17 protein-coding genes are annotated in these 19974 nt (G+C 35.2%); 12 read left to right on the top strand and 5 right to left on the bottom strand.

Annotation, left to right across the window (positions count from 1 at the left end):
• Positions 1 to 18: 18 nt before the first annotated feature.
• Complete coding sequence (ybeY, locus tag ACZZZK_RS13280) at positions 19 to 456, top strand: rRNA maturation RNase YbeY (RefSeq protein WP_463484550.1); 438 nt, start codon at positions 19 to 21, stop codon at positions 454 to 456.
• Here the strand turns inward: ybeY and ACZZZK_RS13285 are convergent.
• Positions 443 to 943, bottom strand: coding sequence for a hypothetical protein (locus ACZZZK_RS13285; RefSeq protein WP_463484551.1), 501 nt, complete (start codon positions 941 to 943; stop codon positions 443 to 445). The genes ybeY and ACZZZK_RS13285 overlap by 14 nt on opposite strands.
• A gap of 678 nt (positions 944 to 1621) precedes the next feature.
• Here ACZZZK_RS13285 and ACZZZK_RS13290 point away from each other — a divergent pair.
• The 3 genes from ACZZZK_RS13290 to ACZZZK_RS13300 all read left to right on the top strand — a co-directional run bounded on the left by ACZZZK_RS13290 (position 1622) and on the right by ACZZZK_RS13300 (position 7285).
• The gene (locus ACZZZK_RS13290; protein ID WP_463484552.1) at positions 1622 to 3484 is read left to right on the top strand and encodes an ABC-F family ATP-binding cassette domain-containing protein; all 1863 of its coding nucleotides are present in this window, start codon (positions 1622 to 1624) and stop codon (positions 3482 to 3484) included.
• Between the two features lie 173 nt (positions 3485 to 3657).
• Complete coding sequence (mnmG, locus tag ACZZZK_RS13295; RefSeq protein ID WP_463484553.1) at positions 3658 to 5520, top strand: tRNA uridine-5-carboxymethylaminomethyl(34) synthesis enzyme MnmG; 1863 nt, start codon at positions 3658 to 3660, stop codon at positions 5518 to 5520.
• Between the two features lie 121 nt (positions 5521 to 5641).
• Entirely contained in the window at positions 5642 to 7285 is a 1644-nt protein-coding gene (locus tag ACZZZK_RS13300; RefSeq protein WP_463484554.1) for an Ig-like domain-containing protein, read from the top strand.
• On the opposite strand, the gene ACZZZK_RS13305 is transcribed toward ACZZZK_RS13300, so the two are convergent.
• The gene (locus ACZZZK_RS13305; RefSeq protein ID WP_463484555.1) at positions 7286 to 7801 is read right to left on the bottom strand and encodes a gamma carbonic anhydrase family protein; all 516 of its coding nucleotides are present in this window, start codon (positions 7799 to 7801) and stop codon (positions 7286 to 7288) included. It lies immediately after the preceding gene.
• 102 nt (positions 7802 to 7903) lie between these two features.
• Positions 7904 to 9490, bottom strand: a complete 1587-nt coding sequence (gene nadB / locus ACZZZK_RS13310; protein WP_463484556.1) for an L-aspartate oxidase — start codon at positions 9488 to 9490, stop codon at positions 7904 to 7906.
• Positions 9491 to 9897: 407 nt separating this feature from the next.
• Between nadB and nadA the strand changes: the two genes are divergently transcribed.
• From nadA to ACZZZK_RS13340, 6 genes are all read left to right on the top strand, one after another.
• On the top strand, positions 9898 to 10938 hold the full coding sequence (gene nadA / locus ACZZZK_RS13315) for a quinolinate synthase NadA (RefSeq protein WP_463486290.1): 1041 nt from the start codon (positions 9898 to 9900) through the stop codon (positions 10936 to 10938).
• 149 nt (positions 10939 to 11087) lie between these two features.
• A complete protein-coding gene (locus ACZZZK_RS13320; protein ID WP_463484557.1) occupies positions 11088 to 12326 on the top strand; it encodes a dicarboxylate/amino acid:cation symporter in 1239 nt (412 codons plus the stop codon).
• A gap of 174 nt (positions 12327 to 12500) precedes the next feature.
• On the top strand, positions 12501 to 13541 hold the full coding sequence (thiL, locus tag ACZZZK_RS13325; RefSeq protein WP_265797196.1) for a thiamine-phosphate kinase: 1041 nt from the start codon (positions 12501 to 12503) through the stop codon (positions 13539 to 13541).
• Between the two features lie 5 nt (positions 13542 to 13546).
• Entirely contained in the window at positions 13547 to 14017 is a 471-nt protein-coding gene (locus ACZZZK_RS13330; protein ID WP_463484558.1) for a DUF1016 N-terminal domain-containing protein, read from the top strand.
• Between the two features lie 42 nt (positions 14018 to 14059).
• Positions 14060 to 14527: a PDDEXK nuclease domain-containing protein gene (locus ACZZZK_RS13335; RefSeq protein ID WP_463486291.1), complete on the top strand. Its 468-nt coding sequence runs from the start codon at positions 14060 to 14062 to the stop codon at positions 14525 to 14527.
• A gap of 124 nt (positions 14528 to 14651) precedes the next feature.
• Positions 14652 to 15416 carry a hypothetical protein gene (locus ACZZZK_RS13340; protein ID WP_463484559.1) on the top strand — a complete coding sequence of 255 codons (765 nt, stop codon included), beginning with the start codon at positions 14652 to 14654 and terminating at the stop codon, positions 15414 to 15416.
• Between the two features lie 43 nt (positions 15417 to 15459).
• Here ACZZZK_RS13340 and ACZZZK_RS13345 read toward each other — a convergent pair whose 3' ends face one another.
• Positions 15460 to 16836 (bottom strand): DNA recombination protein RmuC, encoded by a 1377-nt coding sequence (locus ACZZZK_RS13345; protein WP_463486292.1) that lies wholly within the window; start codon positions 16834 to 16836, stop codon positions 15460 to 15462.
• A gap of 222 nt (positions 16837 to 17058) precedes the next feature.
• Between ACZZZK_RS13345 and purU the strand changes: the two genes are divergently transcribed.
• Positions 17059 to 17898, top strand: coding sequence for a formyltetrahydrofolate deformylase (gene purU, locus ACZZZK_RS13350; RefSeq protein ID WP_463484560.1), 840 nt, complete (start codon positions 17059 to 17061; stop codon positions 17896 to 17898).
• Positions 17899 to 17915: 17 nt separating this feature from the next.
• Positions 17916 to 18755 (top strand): hypothetical protein, encoded by an 840-nt coding sequence (locus tag ACZZZK_RS13355; protein ID WP_463484561.1) that lies wholly within the window; start codon positions 17916 to 17918, stop codon positions 18753 to 18755.
• Here ACZZZK_RS13355 and ACZZZK_RS13360 read toward each other — a convergent pair.
• Positions 18752 to 19891 (bottom strand): NAD(P)/FAD-dependent oxidoreductase, encoded by a 1140-nt coding sequence (locus ACZZZK_RS13360; protein WP_463484562.1) that lies wholly within the window; start codon positions 19889 to 19891, stop codon positions 18752 to 18754. The two genes, ACZZZK_RS13355 and ACZZZK_RS13360, sit on opposite strands and share 4 nt — an antisense overlap.
• Between the last annotated feature and the right edge of the window lie 83 nt (positions 19892 to 19974).

A 19974-nucleotide genomic window follows, 5' to 3' on the forward strand; every position in this document is an offset into this window, starting at 1 on the left:
GGCTTTAAACATATCCACATGCCTGCAATTTCATTTTTTACAGAATCGGTTACTTACAATCTTCCTCAAAAACTTAAGGTTAAGAAATGGATTAAAGCAACTATTGAAAGGGAGGGCTTTAGATTACAAGAACTCAATTTCATTTTCTGTAGCGATGAATATTTACTGGGTATTAATCAACAGTATTTAAATCATGATACTTACACTGATATTATTACTTTCGACAACTCTGATGAGGAAAAGTTGATTGTCAGTGATATTTTCATCAGCATTGAACGTGTAAAAGAAAATGCAAAAACTTTCAAAACAACAGAATTTGATGAAGTTTGCCGCATCATGATCCATGGAACCTTGCACTTACTGGGTTACAAAGACAAGGGTAAAGCAGCAAAAACTCTAATGACGCAAAAAGAAAATGAATATTTAAGCTTCAGAGTAGATTTCAATTTTCTGTAAATAAAAATACCAATGGAGAATCACTTTTTTGTACCAGGATTTTGGCAGAGTTTCCTTCATATTTATTGATGCTAACTCCTATACAATCCACGCCAAATGATTTACCTTTCCAGGCTCTTGATGTAACCTTGTAATAGCTTGAACTTGCATCTTCTATTAAATACGGAAATATGGTCCACGACCATTTAGTGCCATTAAATACCAAATATTTTGTTGGTTGAGGTAGATCTACCATATCCATCATTTGATATACTTTATCTTCAAACTTTATAGCCGTGTAAATTTTATCAACTTGAGCATGTTGAAGGTATGCCGTATCAAGGCTTAGGTTTTTATATTCGAATGATTTCAGCTTAATAATCTGGCCAACAACTGATTTACTAAGCACAAACCTATATACTTTATTCCCGTCTCCATCGGCGTCAAAAATTAGCGTATTATTTTTTAAATTTACTGGATGTGCCCTTCTTCCTTGAACGTTATCCATTGTGGCAAATACTTGCGAGCCATTTTTGACAAAATATAATATTCTAAGGCTATTACTTTCATTAATTATGATTGTAAAATAAACTCGTAAAAGCTCTTCGGGCTTTATAAATTTCGATTGTCGGTTCATAATGATATAGCTCTTGGTTATTACAATTTACCGAAAATTTAGAATAAAAATAAACATCTACTGTTCGCTCAGGAATAACCGCGAAGACGCTCGCCCTTTTTTTGACAGCAACCATTTTCAAGTAATTTTTATTCCGTTCGTCTGACGGTTAACAGTGTTGGTCGATAAATTACCCATGCTGGTATATTTGTGGCTATTCAGCTGCAACAATACAACCATTACTCGGTCTTATAATTAAAATAAAAGCTCAGGCTCTTTAATAGAAATATAAGATAAGGGATTAATCCTTTCAAAAGATAAAGTTTAGTTTTAGTTAATGATTGAAGCAGCGGCGGAGCGATTCCAGTCGCTGTTTTTGTTTTTTAAAATGATGAAGCAAGTCATTCAGGATCTTTTATTTCTCAGTTTGCAATTTTCCAGCTCATTACATATCAATATTTTGCCATTTTTGAGGATACTTAGCCGCTTTAAAACATCTATACAACCTACCAAATATTTTATCCTTACTTTTGCACTAATTTTCCTTTATAAAACCGAAATACAAAAAAATTGAGCACACTAATTGCGGCAGAAGGCTTAGGTCATGGTTACCATGATGAATGGCTATTTAAAAATTTAACCTTAGGTATTAACTCTGGTCAGCGGGTAGCGTTGGTTGGAATTAATGGCGCTGGTAAGAGTACACTTTTAAAATTATTGGCAGAAAGGTTCCCTCCGCTCGAAGGTAAGATTGTTAAAAATAAAGCAGTTAAAATCGGCTTTTTGGATCAGGAACCCCAGTTCACTGAAGGTTTCTCTATAAGCGACCATATCTTTTCTTTAGAAAATAAACAGCAACAACTGATTAAGGAGTATGAGGAATTAATTGAGGATCCGAATCCCGATGAGAAAACGCTTAATCGTTTGTATGAAGAACTGAGCGAACACAATGCCTGGGAATATGAACATGAAATAAAAACCATATTGAATAGGATGGGGATTACTCATCTTCAACAAAAAATAGCTACCCTTTCTGGCGGACAAAAGAAGCGCTTAGCTTTGGCTAAACTTTTAATAGAAGACCCGGAAATTTTGGTATTGGATGAGCCCACCAATCATTTGGATATTGATACGATTGAATGGTTAGAAAAGCTACTAACAACAGGACAAAAAACCATCCTCCTGGTTACACACGATAGATACTTTTTAGATAATGTTTGTAATACTATAGTTGAATTAGATCGAGGAAAGATTTTTAATTATAATGGAAATTATGCTTACTATCTGGAAAAGAAATCAGAAAGAGAAGCGCTCGATGCCACTGTTCAACATAAGAATCAGCAGCTGTTAAAGAAAGAATTAGAGTGGATGAGACGCATGCCACAGGCTCGTGCAACGAAATCTAACGCCAGGATTAATGCTTTTTATGATTTAGAGGAAAAAACAAAGAAAAAGTCTGATAATCAGTCTATTAACCTCCAAATGAAAATGTCTCGTCAGGGTGGTAAAATTATCGAGATCGATCATATAGCAAAATCTTTCGATGGTCGTCCAATTATTAATGATTTTAGTTACACTTTCAAAAAAGGAGATAGAATTGGTTTGGCAGGTAAAAATGGTACTGGCAAATCTACTTTATTAAATATCATTACTAGTCAACTAGCACCGGATGCAGGGACAGTTGATACTGGTGAAACGACAGTTTTTGGTTATTACAAACAAGGAGGTTTAACTTTCGATCCTAAAGAACGGGTAATTGATGTTGTGAAATCAGACGCTGAGTATATTAAGATGGCTGATGGTTCTGTAATTACTGCTTCTGCCCTATTGACACTTTTTCTTTTTCCGCCTAAGAAACAACATGGCATGGTTGAAAAATTAAGTGGTGGTGAAAAGAAGCGTTTGAACTTGATGAAGGTTTTGATGCAAAATCCTAACTTTTTAATTTTGGATGAGCCAACTAACGATCTGGATATTGACACATTAAATGTACTGGAAGAATTTTTGGAAAACTTCCCTGGCATTTTAATGCTGGTTTCTCACGATAGATACTTACTTGATAAAATGAGTGATCAGCTATTTATTATGGAAGGTGAAGGAATAGTAAAAATATATAATGGAAATTATTCTGAATACCGTTTAAGTTTAGAACAGCCAAAAGTTAAAACAGAAGCCAAAAAAACTTCCACGCCTATAGCTGCTGAAGCTCCGATAAAAAATGCAAAAAAATTAAGTTTTAAAGAACAAACGGAACTTGATGAATGCGAAAAAGGGATTTCAGATACAGAAACTAAAATAGCTGAATTGACAAAAAGTTTATCAGCGGTAGCTGCTTCCGATTATGTTAAGATTCAAGAAATTTCGGATGAAATTGAAAAGTTAAAAGTCAAGCACGATGATTATACAATGCGGTGGCTAGAATTATCAGAATAGATTTAAATAACTTTTCATATGTTTCGGCGTTATGTTTCACGTGGAACATTCAGTTCAGTTGTGATACAAGGCTAAAATCAAACTTTCTCAACGGAAAAATAAGTGCTTGAATCGGTTTAACATACCAAATAAATAATACAATTGTTCCACGTGGAACATAATAGAAAAAGAAAATGTTTTCAAAATACGATTTGATTGTTGTTGGTGCTGGACATGCAGGATGCGAAGCTGCTGCCGCTGCCGCCAACCTGGGCTCATCAGTTTTATTGATAACAATGAATATGGGCACCATAGCCCAGATGAGTTGTAACCCAGCAATGGGTGGCGTAGCGAAAGGACAGATTGTTCGCGAGGTAGATGCAATGGGTGGCTATTCAGGAATTATATCTGATAAATCAACCATTCAATTTAGAATGTTAAACAAGTCAAAAGGTCCTGCAATGTGGAGTCCGAGAGCTCAAATTGACAGAATGCGCTTCGCTGAAGAATGGCGTTTAGCTTTAGAAAGAACTCCTAATGTCGACTTATGGCAAGATAGTGTTGTTGGCTTATTAGTTAAAGATAATACCGTGTATGGCGTAAAAACATCTTTAGGAATAGAGATTGAAAGTACAGCAGTAGTACTTACAAATGGGACTTTCTTAAATGGGGTAATGCACATTGGAGAAAAGAAATTTGGTGGAGGCAGAACAGCAGAAAGAGCATCAACTGGAATCACAGAACAATTGGTGGAACTGGGTATGGAAGCTGGAAGAATGAAGACAGGCACTCCCCCTAGAGTAGATGGTAGAAGTTTAGACTATACCAAAATGGAAGAACAATGGGGAGATGAAAACCCCAGTAAATTTTCTTTCACAGATACCGAAGTCTCAGCAGATCAACGTTGCTGCTGGATTACTTATACCAATGGGGATGTACACGAAACCTTGAAAGAAGGCTTCGAAAAATCGCCAATGTTTACAGGCAGAATTAAAGGTTTGGGTCCAAGATATTGTCCTTCCATTGAAGACAAAATTAACCGTTTTGCAGAACGCGACAGACACCAAATTTTTGTAGAACCTGAAGGATGGAACACATGCGAAATTTACGTGAATGGTTTCTCAACTTCTCTTCCAGAAGATGTACAACAAAGAGCGCTTCGATTAATTCCAGGTTTTGAGAATGCAAAAATGTTCAGACCCGGTTATGCTATCGAATACGATTTCTTCCCTCCTACTCAATTATCACTTACTCTAGAAACTAAATTAATTAATAATCTATTTCTAGCTGGTCAGATAAATGGAACTACAGGTTATGAAGAAGCAGCTTGCCAAGGTTTCATGGCTGGTATCAATGCACATCAAAAAATTAATGACAAGCACGAGCTGATTATGAAAAGATCGGACAGTTATATTGGTGTTTTAATTGACGATTTAGTAACCAAAGGAACTGACGAACCTTATCGAATGTTTACCTCAAGAGCAGAACATCGTTTATTATTGAGACAGGATAATGCAGACATTCGCTTATCTCCTATCGGACATGAATTAGGTTTGATATCTGATGAACGTTTAGAAAAGGTTAAACATAAAGTTGAAGCAGCAGAAGCTTTAGTTAAATTTACCAGAAGCCAAGGCATAGAAATGGTTGATGCTAATCCTATGTTAGAAAGTTTAGGTTCGAGTATTTTAAATCAAAATGTAAAAATTCATAGTTTAGCTGGTCGTCCTCATGTGGGCTTACAAGATCTTATAAAAGTAAGTAAACCATTGGCTGAAGCCACCAAGGATTTAGATAATGAAACAATAGAACAAGCGGAAATCAAAATTAAATATGAGAGTTATTTTGAAAAAGAAAATGAGATAGTAGCTAAAATGTTGAAAATGGAAGACAAAGAAATCAAACCTGATTTCGACTATAATAAAATTGTTTCCATCTCAAAAGAAGCCCGTGAAAAGTTATTCAAAATAAAACCACGTACTTTAGGCCAGGCATCAAGAATTTCTGGCGTATCACCATCAGATATCTCAGTTTTAATGGTCTATATTGGTAAGTGATTGATTATCAACAATTTAAACATACATATATCGACTTAAAATAAAGCGATATAAAAGCATAAAAACTTTTTTTAATATCAGATTTCCAAAAACATCAAAAATTCGTCATAACGTTTAAAATATGCCAAATTTAAAAGCTCAGTATTTTAACAAAATAATTTTAGCAGTTGTTATCATCTCTCCCCTATTTATGGGTTGTGCAAGTATGCAAACACCACAGGGAGGACCGAAAGACTCAACTCCACCTAAAATTTTAAATATGACTCCGAAAAATCAAACCCGTAATTTTAATGCAAAAAAAATTACAATTGAGTTTGATGAATATTTTAAGCTTGTGGATGAATCGAAAGAATTTAGTATTTCACCAGAGCAGGAACGAGCACCTATTTTAAAAATTCGTTCTAAGCGACTGGAAATTGAACTTCAGGATACATTAGAGAAAAATACAACATACACCCTAAATTTTGGAAAGGCAGTTGCCGATATCAATGAGAGTAATGTGGTCAAAAATTTATCTTATGTGTTTTCTACCGGAAATGAAATTGATTCCTTATCTGTGAGTGGAAATGTAAAAAGCTCGCTAAATGATGAATTTGAGAAAGACGTTACTGTTTTCATCTTACCATTAGCACGTGACACCCTGTTTGGAAAGAAAAGGCCATCAATATATACCTTGACTGACAGTTCTGGAAATTATAAGCTTAACAATCTAAGAGCTGGTCAATATAAAATTTATGCACTTAAGGAAGGCAGTGGTGGTGGAGATAAAATATATCAACAAGTATCTGATGAAGTTGGTTTTCTGAAAGATCCAATCACTATTGATAAGAACCTCGATAATATCAATCTCCAGGTGTTCAAAGAACTGGCGACAGATTTTCGTGTTACAGATCGTAAACTTGCTAATGATGGAATCATCACCATTACAACAAACAAACAACTTAAGGATCCGAAAATTACTATTACGGATCCACCGAAAGTAGATGTAGGTAAGTTTGTTCACTTTAATAAAACTAACGATACCGCCAAAGTATGGCTTACTGATTTAAGCTTCGACTCTGTTAAGGTAGCCATTCAGGATGAAGGCAAGGTTTTACAAACACTTAATTTTAGCAAAGGAAAAAAGGATAATTACGTTCGCGATGTAAATATTAATGATAACGCAAGTGGTGGTAAACTAAATCCCTACCAAACTTATACCTTAACTTTTCCTTTCCCAATAACAGCAGCAGATGCTTCAAAGATTACTTTATTAGAAGATTCAGTTAAAAGAACAACCTTTCAACTGATAAAAGATAGTACCGATTTCTTAAAATACTACATCAGATATCCCTGGAAACAAAAACGAACCTATGATATAAAATATGCTGCAGGAGCTTTCACAGCAATTTTTAATGCCAAAAATAAGGAAATCAATAAGACCTTTAAACTAGATCCAACAGATAATTATACCACATTAATATATAATGTAACTGTACCAGATTCAAGTAAAAACTATATCGTTCAATTTTTGACAGAGAAAAAGGATCTGATCAAATCATTTCCGATAAAAGGAAATACGAAGCTTCGTTTCGCAAATTATCCCGCCGGAAAATATATGATTCGAGTAATTTATGACGAAAATAGAAACGCAATTTGGGATACTGGAAATGTAAAAGCAGGTACTCAACCAGAGAAAGTATGGTACCTCAAAGCACTTTTAGACCTAAAACCGAATTGGGAAAGAGAAGATCCCTTAGCTATCCCACCCCCACCGAAAGATTGATTATGGATTTGTAAACCAGTTGGAATACATGATATAATTATCTGGTAACTTATTTAATAAAGCCCTTTGCTCATCAGTAATGGGCTTTATTTTTTTTGCTGGGGTGCCAGCGTATAAATAACCGGTTTCACAAACCATGTTCTCCAACACCACTGATCCAGCGGCGATGATACAATATTCTTCAATAACGGCATGATCCATTACAATTGCACCCATACCTACCAAAACGTGATCTTGAACTGTACAACCATGAACGATTGCATTGTGACCAACAGATACCCTATTTCCAATGTGTGTTGAAGCTTTTAAATACGTAGCATGAATTACAGCGCCATCCTGGATATTGGATTCATTTCCAATTGTAATGGCGTTTACATCGCCTCTAATCACCGCATTAAACCAAACCGAACAATTGTTTCCTATAGTGACATCACCCACAATTGTAGCGTTTTCAGCGATGAAATTATCATTTCCTATTTCAGGATATTTGTTTTTTACTGGAAGTATTAATGGCATAGCTTTATTTTCACATACTCCTGAATCTAAATCAGGTTTTTAGGGTAATCGTTTATTTCTTTTCTATATACTGAAATAGATCAGCAAGCTTGCAGCATCAGTTTAAAAAACAGTATCAATTAGTTCTTTAGCGTGATCAGGGTAATCAGTGGTAAAATGCAAACCTCTGCTTTCTTTACGCTTCATAGCTGATTTTATGACCAAATAAGCAGTCTGAATTACATTCCTCAGTTCACAAAGCTTCACCGAAACCTTGTTCTTTTTATAGAATTCCTCTGTTTCCTGGTAAATTAAAAACAGTCTTCGGTGCGCCCTTTCTAAACGAAAATCAGAACGAACTATACCAACGTAATCACCCATCACTTTCTGCAATTCTCTTAAATTGTGGGTAACCAGAACGTCTTCATTGCTTTGTGTAACCCCTTGTGAATCCCATTCTGGAATATTTTCAGGAATTACATTATTTTTGAAGTTTTCAACCGCATCCTGATAAATACGATGTGCAAAAACAGTCGCCTCAAGTAAGGAGTTAGAAGCCAATCGATTAGCACCATGCAAACCAGTTGAAGAAACCTCACCACAGGCATAAAGGTTTTTGATAGAAGATCGCCCATATTCATCTACTAAAATGCCACCACACATATAATGAGATGCCGGCGTTACTGGTATATAATCTTTTGTCATATCGATACCAATAGATAAACACTTGGCAAATATATTTGGAAAATGTTTTAAAATATCTGCCTTCTTACGCATCGTGATGTCTAAATAAACAAATTCATCACCCGATTTTTTCATTTCATTATCAACTGCCCTAGCAACAATATCTCGAGGTGCTAATGATTTACGCTCATCGTATTCATGCATAAACTCTTCACCATTTTTACGGCGAAGAACACCGCCAAAACCACGAACTGCTTCAGAAATTAGGAAGGAAGGATACTCTCCAGGATGGTATAAAGCGGTTGGGTGGAACTGAATAAACTCCATATTCCTTACTTTTCCTTTAGCTCGGTAAACCATTGCCATACCATCACCTGTTGCAATTACAGGGTTTGTTGTAGCAGAATATACATGTCCGGCACCACCTGAAGCCATAACCGTAACGTTTGCCACAATCTTTTCCACATCGTTAAGCTCTGTGTTAAAGGCATATATCCCATAACAGTTGATATCTTCAGTACGTTTATCAACAAACTCACCGAGGTGATGCTGAGTGATTAACTCGAGTGCAAAGTAATGTGTTAATATCTCTATGTTCGGATTCTCATGAATTTCCTTTAAAAGTACCCGCTCAATTTCATATCCGGTGATGTCTTTATAGTGTAGAACACGGTGTTCGGAGTGTCCGCCCTCCTTGGCTAAATCATAGAAGCCCGAGTTATCTTTATCGAAATTTATACCATAGTCAATAATCTCCTGAATGCGCTGAGGCCCCTCTTTTACAACGATTTCTACAATTTTTTCATCGCATAAACCGTCGCCGGCAATCAAGGTATCGTGTATATGTTTTTCGAAAGAATCATCTTTATCAACAACAACTGCGACACCACCTTGCGCATATTTTGTATTCGATTCGTCTTCATTTGATTTAGTAACAATTAAAACCTTACCAAATTTGGCCGCCTTAAGTGCAAAACTTAAACCCGCTATCCCTGAACCAATTACCAGAAAATCTACTTTTCTCATCTAAAAAACATTTACTTTATCAACGCTGTTGATAACTATAGAACAACTGTTAGCTTTATGTAGAAATAAGACTAACAAATAAATTTGAATGTTTAAAGCTACTCTAAAAAGACAATTTGCCACAATCTTTTACTCAATTTTTAAGCACCTTTGTACAAGTAATTAACTTTTCACACACTTATAAACAATTAACATTCCAATATGGAGAAAAATTAACCGGTTTTTCGATAGTGCTGAAAATCAATCTTATCATATTACAAAAATGTAATCTAAATGTTAGTAAACGATTAACAACTTACATTGAAGAACGTTTTTAATAAACTTACCAACGTTACCAACACACTAATAAACAAACAAGATTTATTTATTTAAAATAACTTATTAATTATTGAGACGTGGAAAGCTTTATCTTTGACCAACGTCAAAATTCAAAAAAGGAAAATTTAAAAATGAACATAGATGTCTTAGAAGAAATAAACAAAAAAGGTTACGTAGAAGAAGAAATTGACCCTACGCTTGACCTCTTTGTTGAAATCGAAAAACTGAAGAAGGAAAAGAATGCAATTATATTAGCACACTATTACCAAGAACCTGATATACAAGATATTGCAGATTATATTGGTGACAGTTTAGGTTTATCTCAGGAAGCAGCAAAAACTGATGCTGAGGTAATTGTTTTTGCAGGAGTACACTTTATGGCCGAAACTGCCAAGATTTTATCTCCGACAAAAAAAGTTTTATTACCAGATGTAAAAGCAGGCTGTTCTTTGGCTGATAGCTGTCCACCACATTTGTTTAGAAAATTTAAGGAGAAGTATCCTGATCATTTGGTCATCACTTATGTGAATTGCACAGCTGAGTTGAAAGCCTTGAGTGACATTGTTTGTACCTCTACAAATGCTGTTCAAATTGTAGAAAGTTTACCAAAAGATCAGAAAATAATCTTCGGTCCGGATAGGAATTTAGGCGCTTGGGTTGCCAAAAAGACCGGTAGAGATTTGGTGCTTTGGAATGGCGCCTGTATGGTACATGAGATTTTTTCGAAAGAAAAAATTACGAAACTTAAAGAACGCCACCCTAACGCCAGGTTTATTGCACATCCGGAATGTGAAGAAGCCGTTTTACAAATGGCCGATTATATTGGCTCTACTACCGGACTTTTGAAATATGCTATATCCAATCCGGCCACAGAATTTATTGTAGCTACAGAAAGTGGAATTATCCATCAAATGGAAAAAGCTTGTCCGGAGAAAACATTTATTCCGGCGCCACCGAATAATAGTTGCGCTTGCAATGATTGTCCATACATGAAGAGAAATACTTTAGAAAAACTATATTTATGTCTTAAAAATAGTTCGCCAGAAGTAACTGTACCAGAGCATATTATTGAGCAGGCACGTAAACCTATTCAAAGAATGTTGGATATTTCTGCAGAGCTAGGATTGTAGTAAAATATTGAGTAGTAAAATAAGACACTCGTCATTGCGAGCCACGAAGCAATCTTAAAGCGTTGGGTTTTCAATTACGAAAGTAATGAGATTGCTTTCCCGAAAAGTCGGGACAGGCTGTACCTCCCAATGACGGATAAATGATAAAAATGAAAACAACTAATATCTTAAAAAATTACTCAGGCTTGCTTTGGCTACTAGCAGGGATTACCGCTGGAAGCATCATTGGGTTAATTTTTGGACAAAAAGTTGAAAGTATAAAACCTCTGGGTGATATATTTTTGAATTTGTTGTTTACTGCCGTTATTCCTTTGGTATTTTTTGCAGTTTCTTCTGCCATTGCAAATATAGATCGTACTAAAAAGTTGGGGAAACTATTAACCATTATGGTATTGGTTTTTTTATCAACTATTCTTATTGCAGCAATTCTAACTCTGGCTGCCACATGGGTTTTTCCTATTCACCAGGCATTGGGCAATAATCCAATTCCAACCGAACCAGAAAAAATTCAATCGTTCGGAGAGCAAATGACACAGCTCTTAACCGTTGGAGAATTTTACGAGATTGGCAGTAGAAAAAATATGCTGGCGCTCATTATTTTTTCCGTTTTAGTGGGATTTTCTACCCTATACTCGGGAAAAGAAGGTGATGGTTTTAAAAACTTTTTGGTGTCGGGTAATGAAGTGATGAAAAAACTCATCATCTTAATTATGAAACTTGGGCCGATAGGTTTGGGTGCCTATTTTGCTTATCAGGTTGGTGTGTTCGGGCCGCAACTTTTTGGTACTTATGCCAAAGCATTGGGATTATATTATGGAGTCGGGGCATTCTATTTCATTGTATTTTTTACGTTATATGCCTTTATTGCCGGCGGTTTTAAAGCGATAAAAGTATTCTGGAAAAATAATATTGTACCGTCCTTAACCTCTATTGGCACTTGTAGCAGCATAGCAACAATCCCTGCGAATTTAGAAGGAACAAATAAAATGGGTGTTCCGGCTTACATTACCAATGTGACTATTCCATTGGGTTCAACATTACACAAGGATGGCTCGAGCATTAGTTCTATAATTAAAATCGCAGTAGTATTTGCTATTTTTGGAAAGGATTTGGTTCATGTAGATACCATCATTTTGGCATTGGGCATCACTGTTTTAGTCAGTATAGTAGAGGGTGGAATTCCCAATGGAGGTTATATTGGAGAGTTATTAATGATTTCAGCTTATCAATTGCCACCAGAAGCTTTACCTCCGGCGATGATTATAGGAACTTTGGTAGATCCAATGGCGACACTTCTAAATGCGACCGGAGATAATGTTGCGGCGATGCTGATTTCCAGGTTTACTGAAGGCAAAAATTGGATGGAAAGTAAGGGTTTGTCATCCTGAGCATGCTGTCATCCTGACGAAGGAAGGATCTGTTTTGCTAATAAGTACTGGCCTGAGTAAATGATTCTTCTCTATACTCAGCATGACAAATAATTTTAAAAATAGAAAATAAGGGCTTAACCCCTTAGAAATGTATAATTATTAATAAAAGCCCCTTAATGGGTTTGGGTGAATATGTTTGAAAATAAAGAGCGTACAGATATTAACGAATTAGGTGAGTTTGGTTTAATCAAACACTTAACAACCAATTTTAAAATTAGAAACGATTACTCGGTAAAAGGTGTTGGTGATGATGCTGCTGTTTTGGATGCAAAAGGCAAACAAATATTGGTTTCTACCGATTTGCTTTTGGAGGGAATTCACTTCGATTTAGCTTATGTGCCTTTGATGCATTTGGGTTACAAAGCAGTTCAGGTTAATTTGAGTGATATTTATGCCATGAATGGTAAGGCTAGTCAGATTACCGTTTCATTAGGATTGTCGAGCAAATTTCCGCTGGAAGCTGTAGAAGAAATCTATAAGGGAATTGAACTGGCTTGCAACAAGTTTAATATTGACCTGATTGGTGGGGATACTTCATCAAGCAAGCAAGGTTTGGTGATTAGCATTACGAGTATTGGCTACGCTGATGCAGATAAAGTTACTTATAGAAATGGCGCTCAGGAAAATGATTTACTTTGTGTTTCGGGCGATTTGGGTGGCGCTTATGTTGGTCTTCAGATTTTAGAGAGAGAGAAGCTAATTTATTTGGAGAATCCACAAATTCAACCGGATTTGGAAGGAAAAGATTATATCATCGAAAGACAATTGAAACCTGAAGCACGCATGGATATCGTGGCGCTTTTGGAAGATATGGATATTAAACCAACATCAATGATCGATGTTTCGGACGGATTGGCTTCTGAAATTCTTCATCTTGCTGAACAATCTGATAAGGGAATTACCATTTATGAGGAGAAAATCCCATTAGATCCAATGACTTATGAAACAGCTCGTGAGTTGGGTATTGATCCAACGGTTTGTGCTTTGAGTGGGGGTGAAGATTATGAGTTATTGTTTACAATCAGCCAGGAAGATTATAAGAAACTAAAACACGACGTAGATATTACCGTTATTGGTCACGTTACTGACAAAAATTCTGGTTGTAAAATGGTTTCAAAATCCAACAATGTTCATGAGTTGAAAGCACAAGGTTGGAACGCTTTTAATAAATAAATGCTATGAATAGCAATTTATCACACCAAAATTTTATTGAGCGTATTGCAGATTTGCTAAATAAGGCTCGCAATAAAATTGTAAATACAGTTAACCAAACAATGGTTTTAACGTATTATGAAATTGGTAGGATGATTGTTGAGGAGGAACAAAATGGCAAAGATAGGGCAGATTATGGAAAGGAAGTTATAAAAAGACTTTCTATTAAGCTAATTGCCGATTTCGGAAAAGGCTTTTCCATTCGAAATATTGAACAGATGAGGCAGTTTTATAAGGTTTACGCAAAAACGCAAACACTGTCTGCGGAATTCAAATTAAGCTGGTCTCACTATCTAAAGCTCATGAGAATTGATGATGATAAGGAAAGAAATTTTTATGAAATAGAATCATCTAAAAATAATTGGAGTTTAAGAGAACTACAAAGACAGTATGATATAGCCTCATATACCCGCTTATCGTTAAGTAGAAATCTTTGAATTATCAATAAAAGGGCAGTATTAGAAAAGCCAAAAGATGCCATTAAAGATCCATATATTTTAGAGTTTTTAGGTTTGCCAGATGAAAAAAGCTATTCTGAAAATGAATTAGAACAAAAGCTTATTGATAAACTAGAACACTTTCTTTTGGAGCTTGGAACTGGCTTTACGTTTGTTGCCAGGCAGAATAGAATATCTTTTGAAGAAAAGCACTTTAAAATAGATTTGATTTTTTATAATCGAATTTTGAAATGTTTTGTACTAATCGATTTAAAAATTGGAGAGTTAAGCCATCAGGATATTGGACAAATTCAGATGTATGTAAATTATTATGATAGAGAAGTTAAACTATCTGATGAAAATAAAACCATCGGAATAATACTTTGGCAGGATAAGAGCGAGGCCGTTGTACAATTCACATTACCAGAAAATAATGAACAAATTTTTGCAAGTAAATACTCTACAGTTTTACCGAGTAAAGAGAAATTAAAACAACTTATCCAAGAGTAAATGGTTTCAAAATCTAACAATGTTCATGAATTGAAAGCACAAGGTTGGAACGCTTTTAATAAGTAGATTTAGAGAAAAAATAGTAATTTTAAAATAAATCATCCTATTATATAAACTTATATTAATGGGAAATTACCTGAGAACACTAAAAACAATTGATGTATTCAAATCAAGATCTGATAAATCACCTATCACAAAAATACTCGCTGCCAATCAATACCGAACCATTGTATCGGAAAAATTGAGAAATGGAATAATTTGGTTTGAAATTATTTTATATGAAAAAACAACTGGCTTTGTTAAGAAAGACAATGAAAGTATTTTTTTTTGTAAACATTGCGAACTTAATGATGATAAGTTAATAGGGTTTAACTATAAATCAAAAAGTAGTGATAAGCTATCTTTTTATGATATTTTTAGTACAAGCAAAGTTTTTGACTTAAACGAAATAGGTTTTGTTAAAGTCGAAAGAATATTACAAATTGATAAAGGAACAAAGGAACATATTGAATTTCAATATAATAAAAAATTGGTTGAGGTTTATCCATATATTCTAGATAAAGGTGATGAATTCTATATTGTGAATAATAAGATTGAGGGTGCTAGTGGTCTGATAGAAATCGATAATTTTGAAGGACTGAAAGGAGTTGCTCCAGTAAGTATTAACTATTTGGAAATTAAAGATAAGTGGGAAACAAATTTTGTAATCGGCTTTGGCATTATAACCATCTTCATAATTATTCTTATATTTTTAAATGCCGGTTTGCTTGTCTTAAGCTCATTTATGATAATTCCAGGTATAATCGTAGGCTCAATTATATTATATATGTTTAAATTTATTTTGAGGCCATTAAAATTCATTTTTTATCAAATTAAGATACGGATTTGATTAAAATATGTTTTTTCTGTTGGTGTCATACCAACCGATAAACCTACTCCCCATCCAAATACTTCATATCAATCTGTTTATTATTTTTTACTTTGGCACCTAATTTTTTAAGGTTCTCAATTTTAGAAATCATATTTCCCGAACCCTCTTTTAGTTTATTGAAAGCGCCATCATAAGCCTTTTGTGTAGAGCCAATATGCCTTCCAATATCTTCCATATCCTTAAGAAAACCAACAAATTTTTCGTAAAGAAAGCCTGCTTGCTCAGCGATTTCAAATACATTTCGGTTTTGCCTTTCCTGTTTCCACATGCTGGCAATGGTGCGCAAAGTGGCTAATAATGTTGATGGACTAACGATTACTACTCGCCTATCCCAGGCAAAGTTAAACAGCTCCGCATCTTTTTGTACAGCAATGCTAAATGATGATTCTATCGGCACAAACAATAAAACGAAGTCTGGGGAATTGATTTTATATAAATCCTGATAGTTTTTTGCGGATAGTTCCTGAATATGATTTTTTATGGAGGCCAAATGCGCTTTTACATAGCCCTCACGCTCTTCTTCTGTTTCTGCCGATACTGAGCGTTCGTAAGCTACTAAACTTACCTTAGCGTCGACCACAAGATGTTTATCATCCGGTAAATCAATTACCACATCGGGTTGAAATCGACCGCCTTCGGCGGATACTAGCGAGGCCTGAATGCGATATTCCTGATCTCGAACCAAACCAGAACGCTCTAAAACTTTTTCTAAAATAACTTCCCCCCAATTTCCTTGTTTTTTACTGTCGCCTTTTAGCGCTTTTGTAAGGTTGTTAGCATCTTCCTGAATCATTTTACTTTGGATCTGTAATTCAGAAATTACCCCTTTCAAAATATTCCGTTCATCAGATTCTGCCTTGTAAACCTTTTCTACTTTATCCTCAAAAGCCTTGATATTCTCTTTTAAAGGATTTAAAATCAAATCGAGGTTTGTTCTGTTCTGTTCTACAAACCGAGTAGATTTTTCTTCCAAAATCTTATTCGCAATCAATTCAAAATCTTTGTTTAATTTCTCCTGAGATTGTTCGTAGCTTAATTTCTGTTCGGCTAATTTTTCTTTTTCTGCAAGATAAAAGGAGCGTGTACTTTCCAATTCACGATTAGCATCAGCAAGGCGATCGCGTTCAGCCTGAAGCTCGTCTATTAAACGTTGTTGCTCTTGTTGTAGCAATATTGTGATGTGCTCTTTTTCCGTAGATAAGTTAGCAGCCCTTTCCTCAACTCTCGCCAGTAGAATTTTTAGTGAATCGTTTTCCGCTTTGGTTTTCTCAAAATCTTCTATTGAAATTAATGCAACAGATTGTTGCGGCTTTTTAAAGAAAAGTAATACCAAAACCAATAAAATAATAACGAGAAGGCCAATTGCAGCGTATTCCATCATGATAAAAATTTTAGTAAAAATCGGCATTAAAAAGAGATTTACCAAAATAGTTTGCTTTTTATAGCTGCTAGAGTTTTGCCCAGAGGGTTTAAGCAAGAAATGGTGAATCTATTTAATATGAGACTCTGCAGCTCACTTTTTTAAAAGATAGTCGGAATTGCAATTTATTCTACCCATCTGCAAATCAAATTTCTTATCATTGAACTTTAAATACAATCAATGAACGAATTAACAATTCTCATCTCCTGTCCCGATCAAGTTGGTTTGGTAACCAACATTACGCGTGTTTTAGCCAGTCAACAGCTTAATATTGTTGCGATGAGGGAATTTGTGGATGAAGCCAATAAGGCTTTTTTTACCCGAATAGCATGTACGGGAAACATCGATAACAAGAATCAACTGGAGCAAAAACTATTGGAAACGTTGCCCAACGATGCTGAAGTAAATGTGATTGCTCAGCAAAAAAAGCAGATTGCAGTTTTGGTGACAAAGGAATATCATTGTCTGGCCGAAATTCTTATCAAAAATCAGTTTAAAACACTTGGGGCTAATGTTAAATGTGTCATTGGCAACTATGAATCGCTTCGCGATTTTAGTGAAAAACTAGGTATTCCATATTTCTTTGTTGATCATGTTGGAAAAGAGAAGGCACAATTTGAAGCAGAAATAAAAGATGTTTTAAATCAATTTGATTTAGATTATTTGGTTTTGGCCAAATTTATGCGAATTCTTTCTGCCGATTTTGTTAAGGACTATGCCGGTAGAGTAATTAACATACATCATTCATTTTTACCCGCTTTTATTGGTGCCAATCCTTATCGGCAAGCCTTTGAGCGAGGCGTGAAAATTATTGGTGCAACCGCTCATTTTGTAACTGATAACCTTGACGAAGGACCAATTATTACGCAACACACTACTCATATCGACCATAACTTTGGCGTAAAAGAAATGGTGCGGGCCGGAAAAGAAATAGAGAAAAAAGTGTTATTGGAAGCGCTTGAGTTGATTTTTGAAGATCGTGTTTTTGTAAGTGGCAATAAAACTGTTATCTTTAAATAACACACGAAATTCCTATTATGAAACTATTATTGTGCCTCCTTATGCTCTGTTCATTTGGAGCAAAGGCTCAAACTGATCTCAAATTCGATAAGTTTTTGGTCGATTGTGAAGACAAATGGATCGCTATCCAAATTGACTCTTTGCAATATTATTACGGTTATGTTTATATGGATAATTCAGCTGGATTAACATTCAATCTCGATGGTGCATTTTCCATTAATTCTGCATCCAATTACGTAAAAATGAAAGTTAATAAGCTTAAAGTTAGGATAGCACCAAATAAGGTGATGGCAGCAGAAATCCCAAAAGATAGATATAAAGAGTTGGCAATTACACCGGTACCGGATTGGTTGAAGTTTTATAGAACCGACGATCAAAATATAGATCGCTTATTTAGGTGGGGACATACATACAACAAGTGGGGCAATGCAGAAAAAGCTTTGAAATTTCTAAAAATGGTGAAAAGCAAAGATAAAAAGTACCCGGGTTTAGATCGTGAATTCTACTATGCTTATAATGGCAAAAAACGTGAACTCCTGGCTAGTTTTTATCTAGGCGAAGCCCTTGCGGATGTATCTGAAGCCAGACAAACCAATTGTGAGTTATATAAATCTTTAGTATTTAAACAAACCAATGCAAACGAATTAAAACAGGCTGAAGAAATGTATTACTATGCGATAAAGGAATGTACAGATGAAACGGCGAAGGCGGATATGGCCTACAACATTGCTTTTAAATACTATAAACTTTTGAATAAAGAAAAGCTCCAGCAGTGGAAAAATGAAGTTTTTAGATGGATTGTTCCGAATGACAGTTATGCGGAAAGAGTAGAAAAAATGATGAGCTCCTTAAATTAAATCCCAGATTGAAGCAGTAGTTCTGCGACATCTTCTCCAGTTTGCGATCCGATGGCGATGCCCATGCCGTTACACCTTGTCGCATAGAAAATATTTTCGGTTTCCTGTTTAATTAATGGTTCAAGCTGTTCGCCAAAAGCCATTATCCCGCTCCACCTTAAATCGATTTCAAAATGTTGATTGGGTAAAATAACGGTTTTTAGCAATTCTTCCAAAGCGTTTTGAACAACTTTCGTTTCTCCAAATACCGTGGTTTCTTCCGTCTTGAAGTCAATATTTCTTCCACCACCAAGCAAAACACGATCGCCAATATTTCTGAAATAATAATATCCTTTATCATAATGAAAAGTTCCATTTATTTTTAGGCCGACAATTGGTTTAGTTACTAAAACCTGTCCTCGTCCGGGTAATAAATTAACCGTTGGTATTAATGATTTGATAAATGCATTAGTCGCAACAATCAGTTTTTTACAATGGAAACTACCATGAGGCGTTAGAAGAACATTACCATTGCTTTCTTGTTGAATAGCATTTACACTGCAATTATTAAAAATCATAATACCCAAACCGTGTGCATATTTTATTAAGCCAACCATCATCTTGCCGGTATCAATTTGCGCTTCATATCGGTTTGATATGAGGTTACTTATTCCTTCAAGGCCAAATGCATCGATTTTATTATTACTTAGCGAAAATGCGTTCTTTCCTACAATGTCGCCTACCAAAATGTTAAAATGTTCAATTTTTGATACACAGCTATTGACCAACTCATAGTCAGTACTTTTAAATAATTCGTAGCCACCCAAAGGCCTAAAATCAACTGCATTATCACCCAATAACGAACGCATTTTCAGTAATCCTTTCCAGCGTTTTTCTATAATATGTTGAAGGCCTTCTGTGGTACTTGTTTTTTCTTGTTCAATCAGTTCGGAAACGCTTCCAAAACATGCAAAACCAGCATTTTTGGTACTGGCGCCAGATGGTAGAAATCCACGCTCTAAAACGGCAATATTCAAATTTGGAGATGATTTTTTTAGGTGAATGGCTGCATTTAAGCCAACGATTCCGCTACCAATAATAATTGCATCATAATCAAAAAAACTGCTTTGCTCCCAATAAGAAAAGTTATTTGCCATACCATAAATGTACTATAAAATGTATTGCAAATATTATGGGAACGCTTTTTGATATACTGCGAATTGAAAAACATACAGAAAAG

Source organism: Pedobacter sp. AC163, from assembly GCF_979258665.1.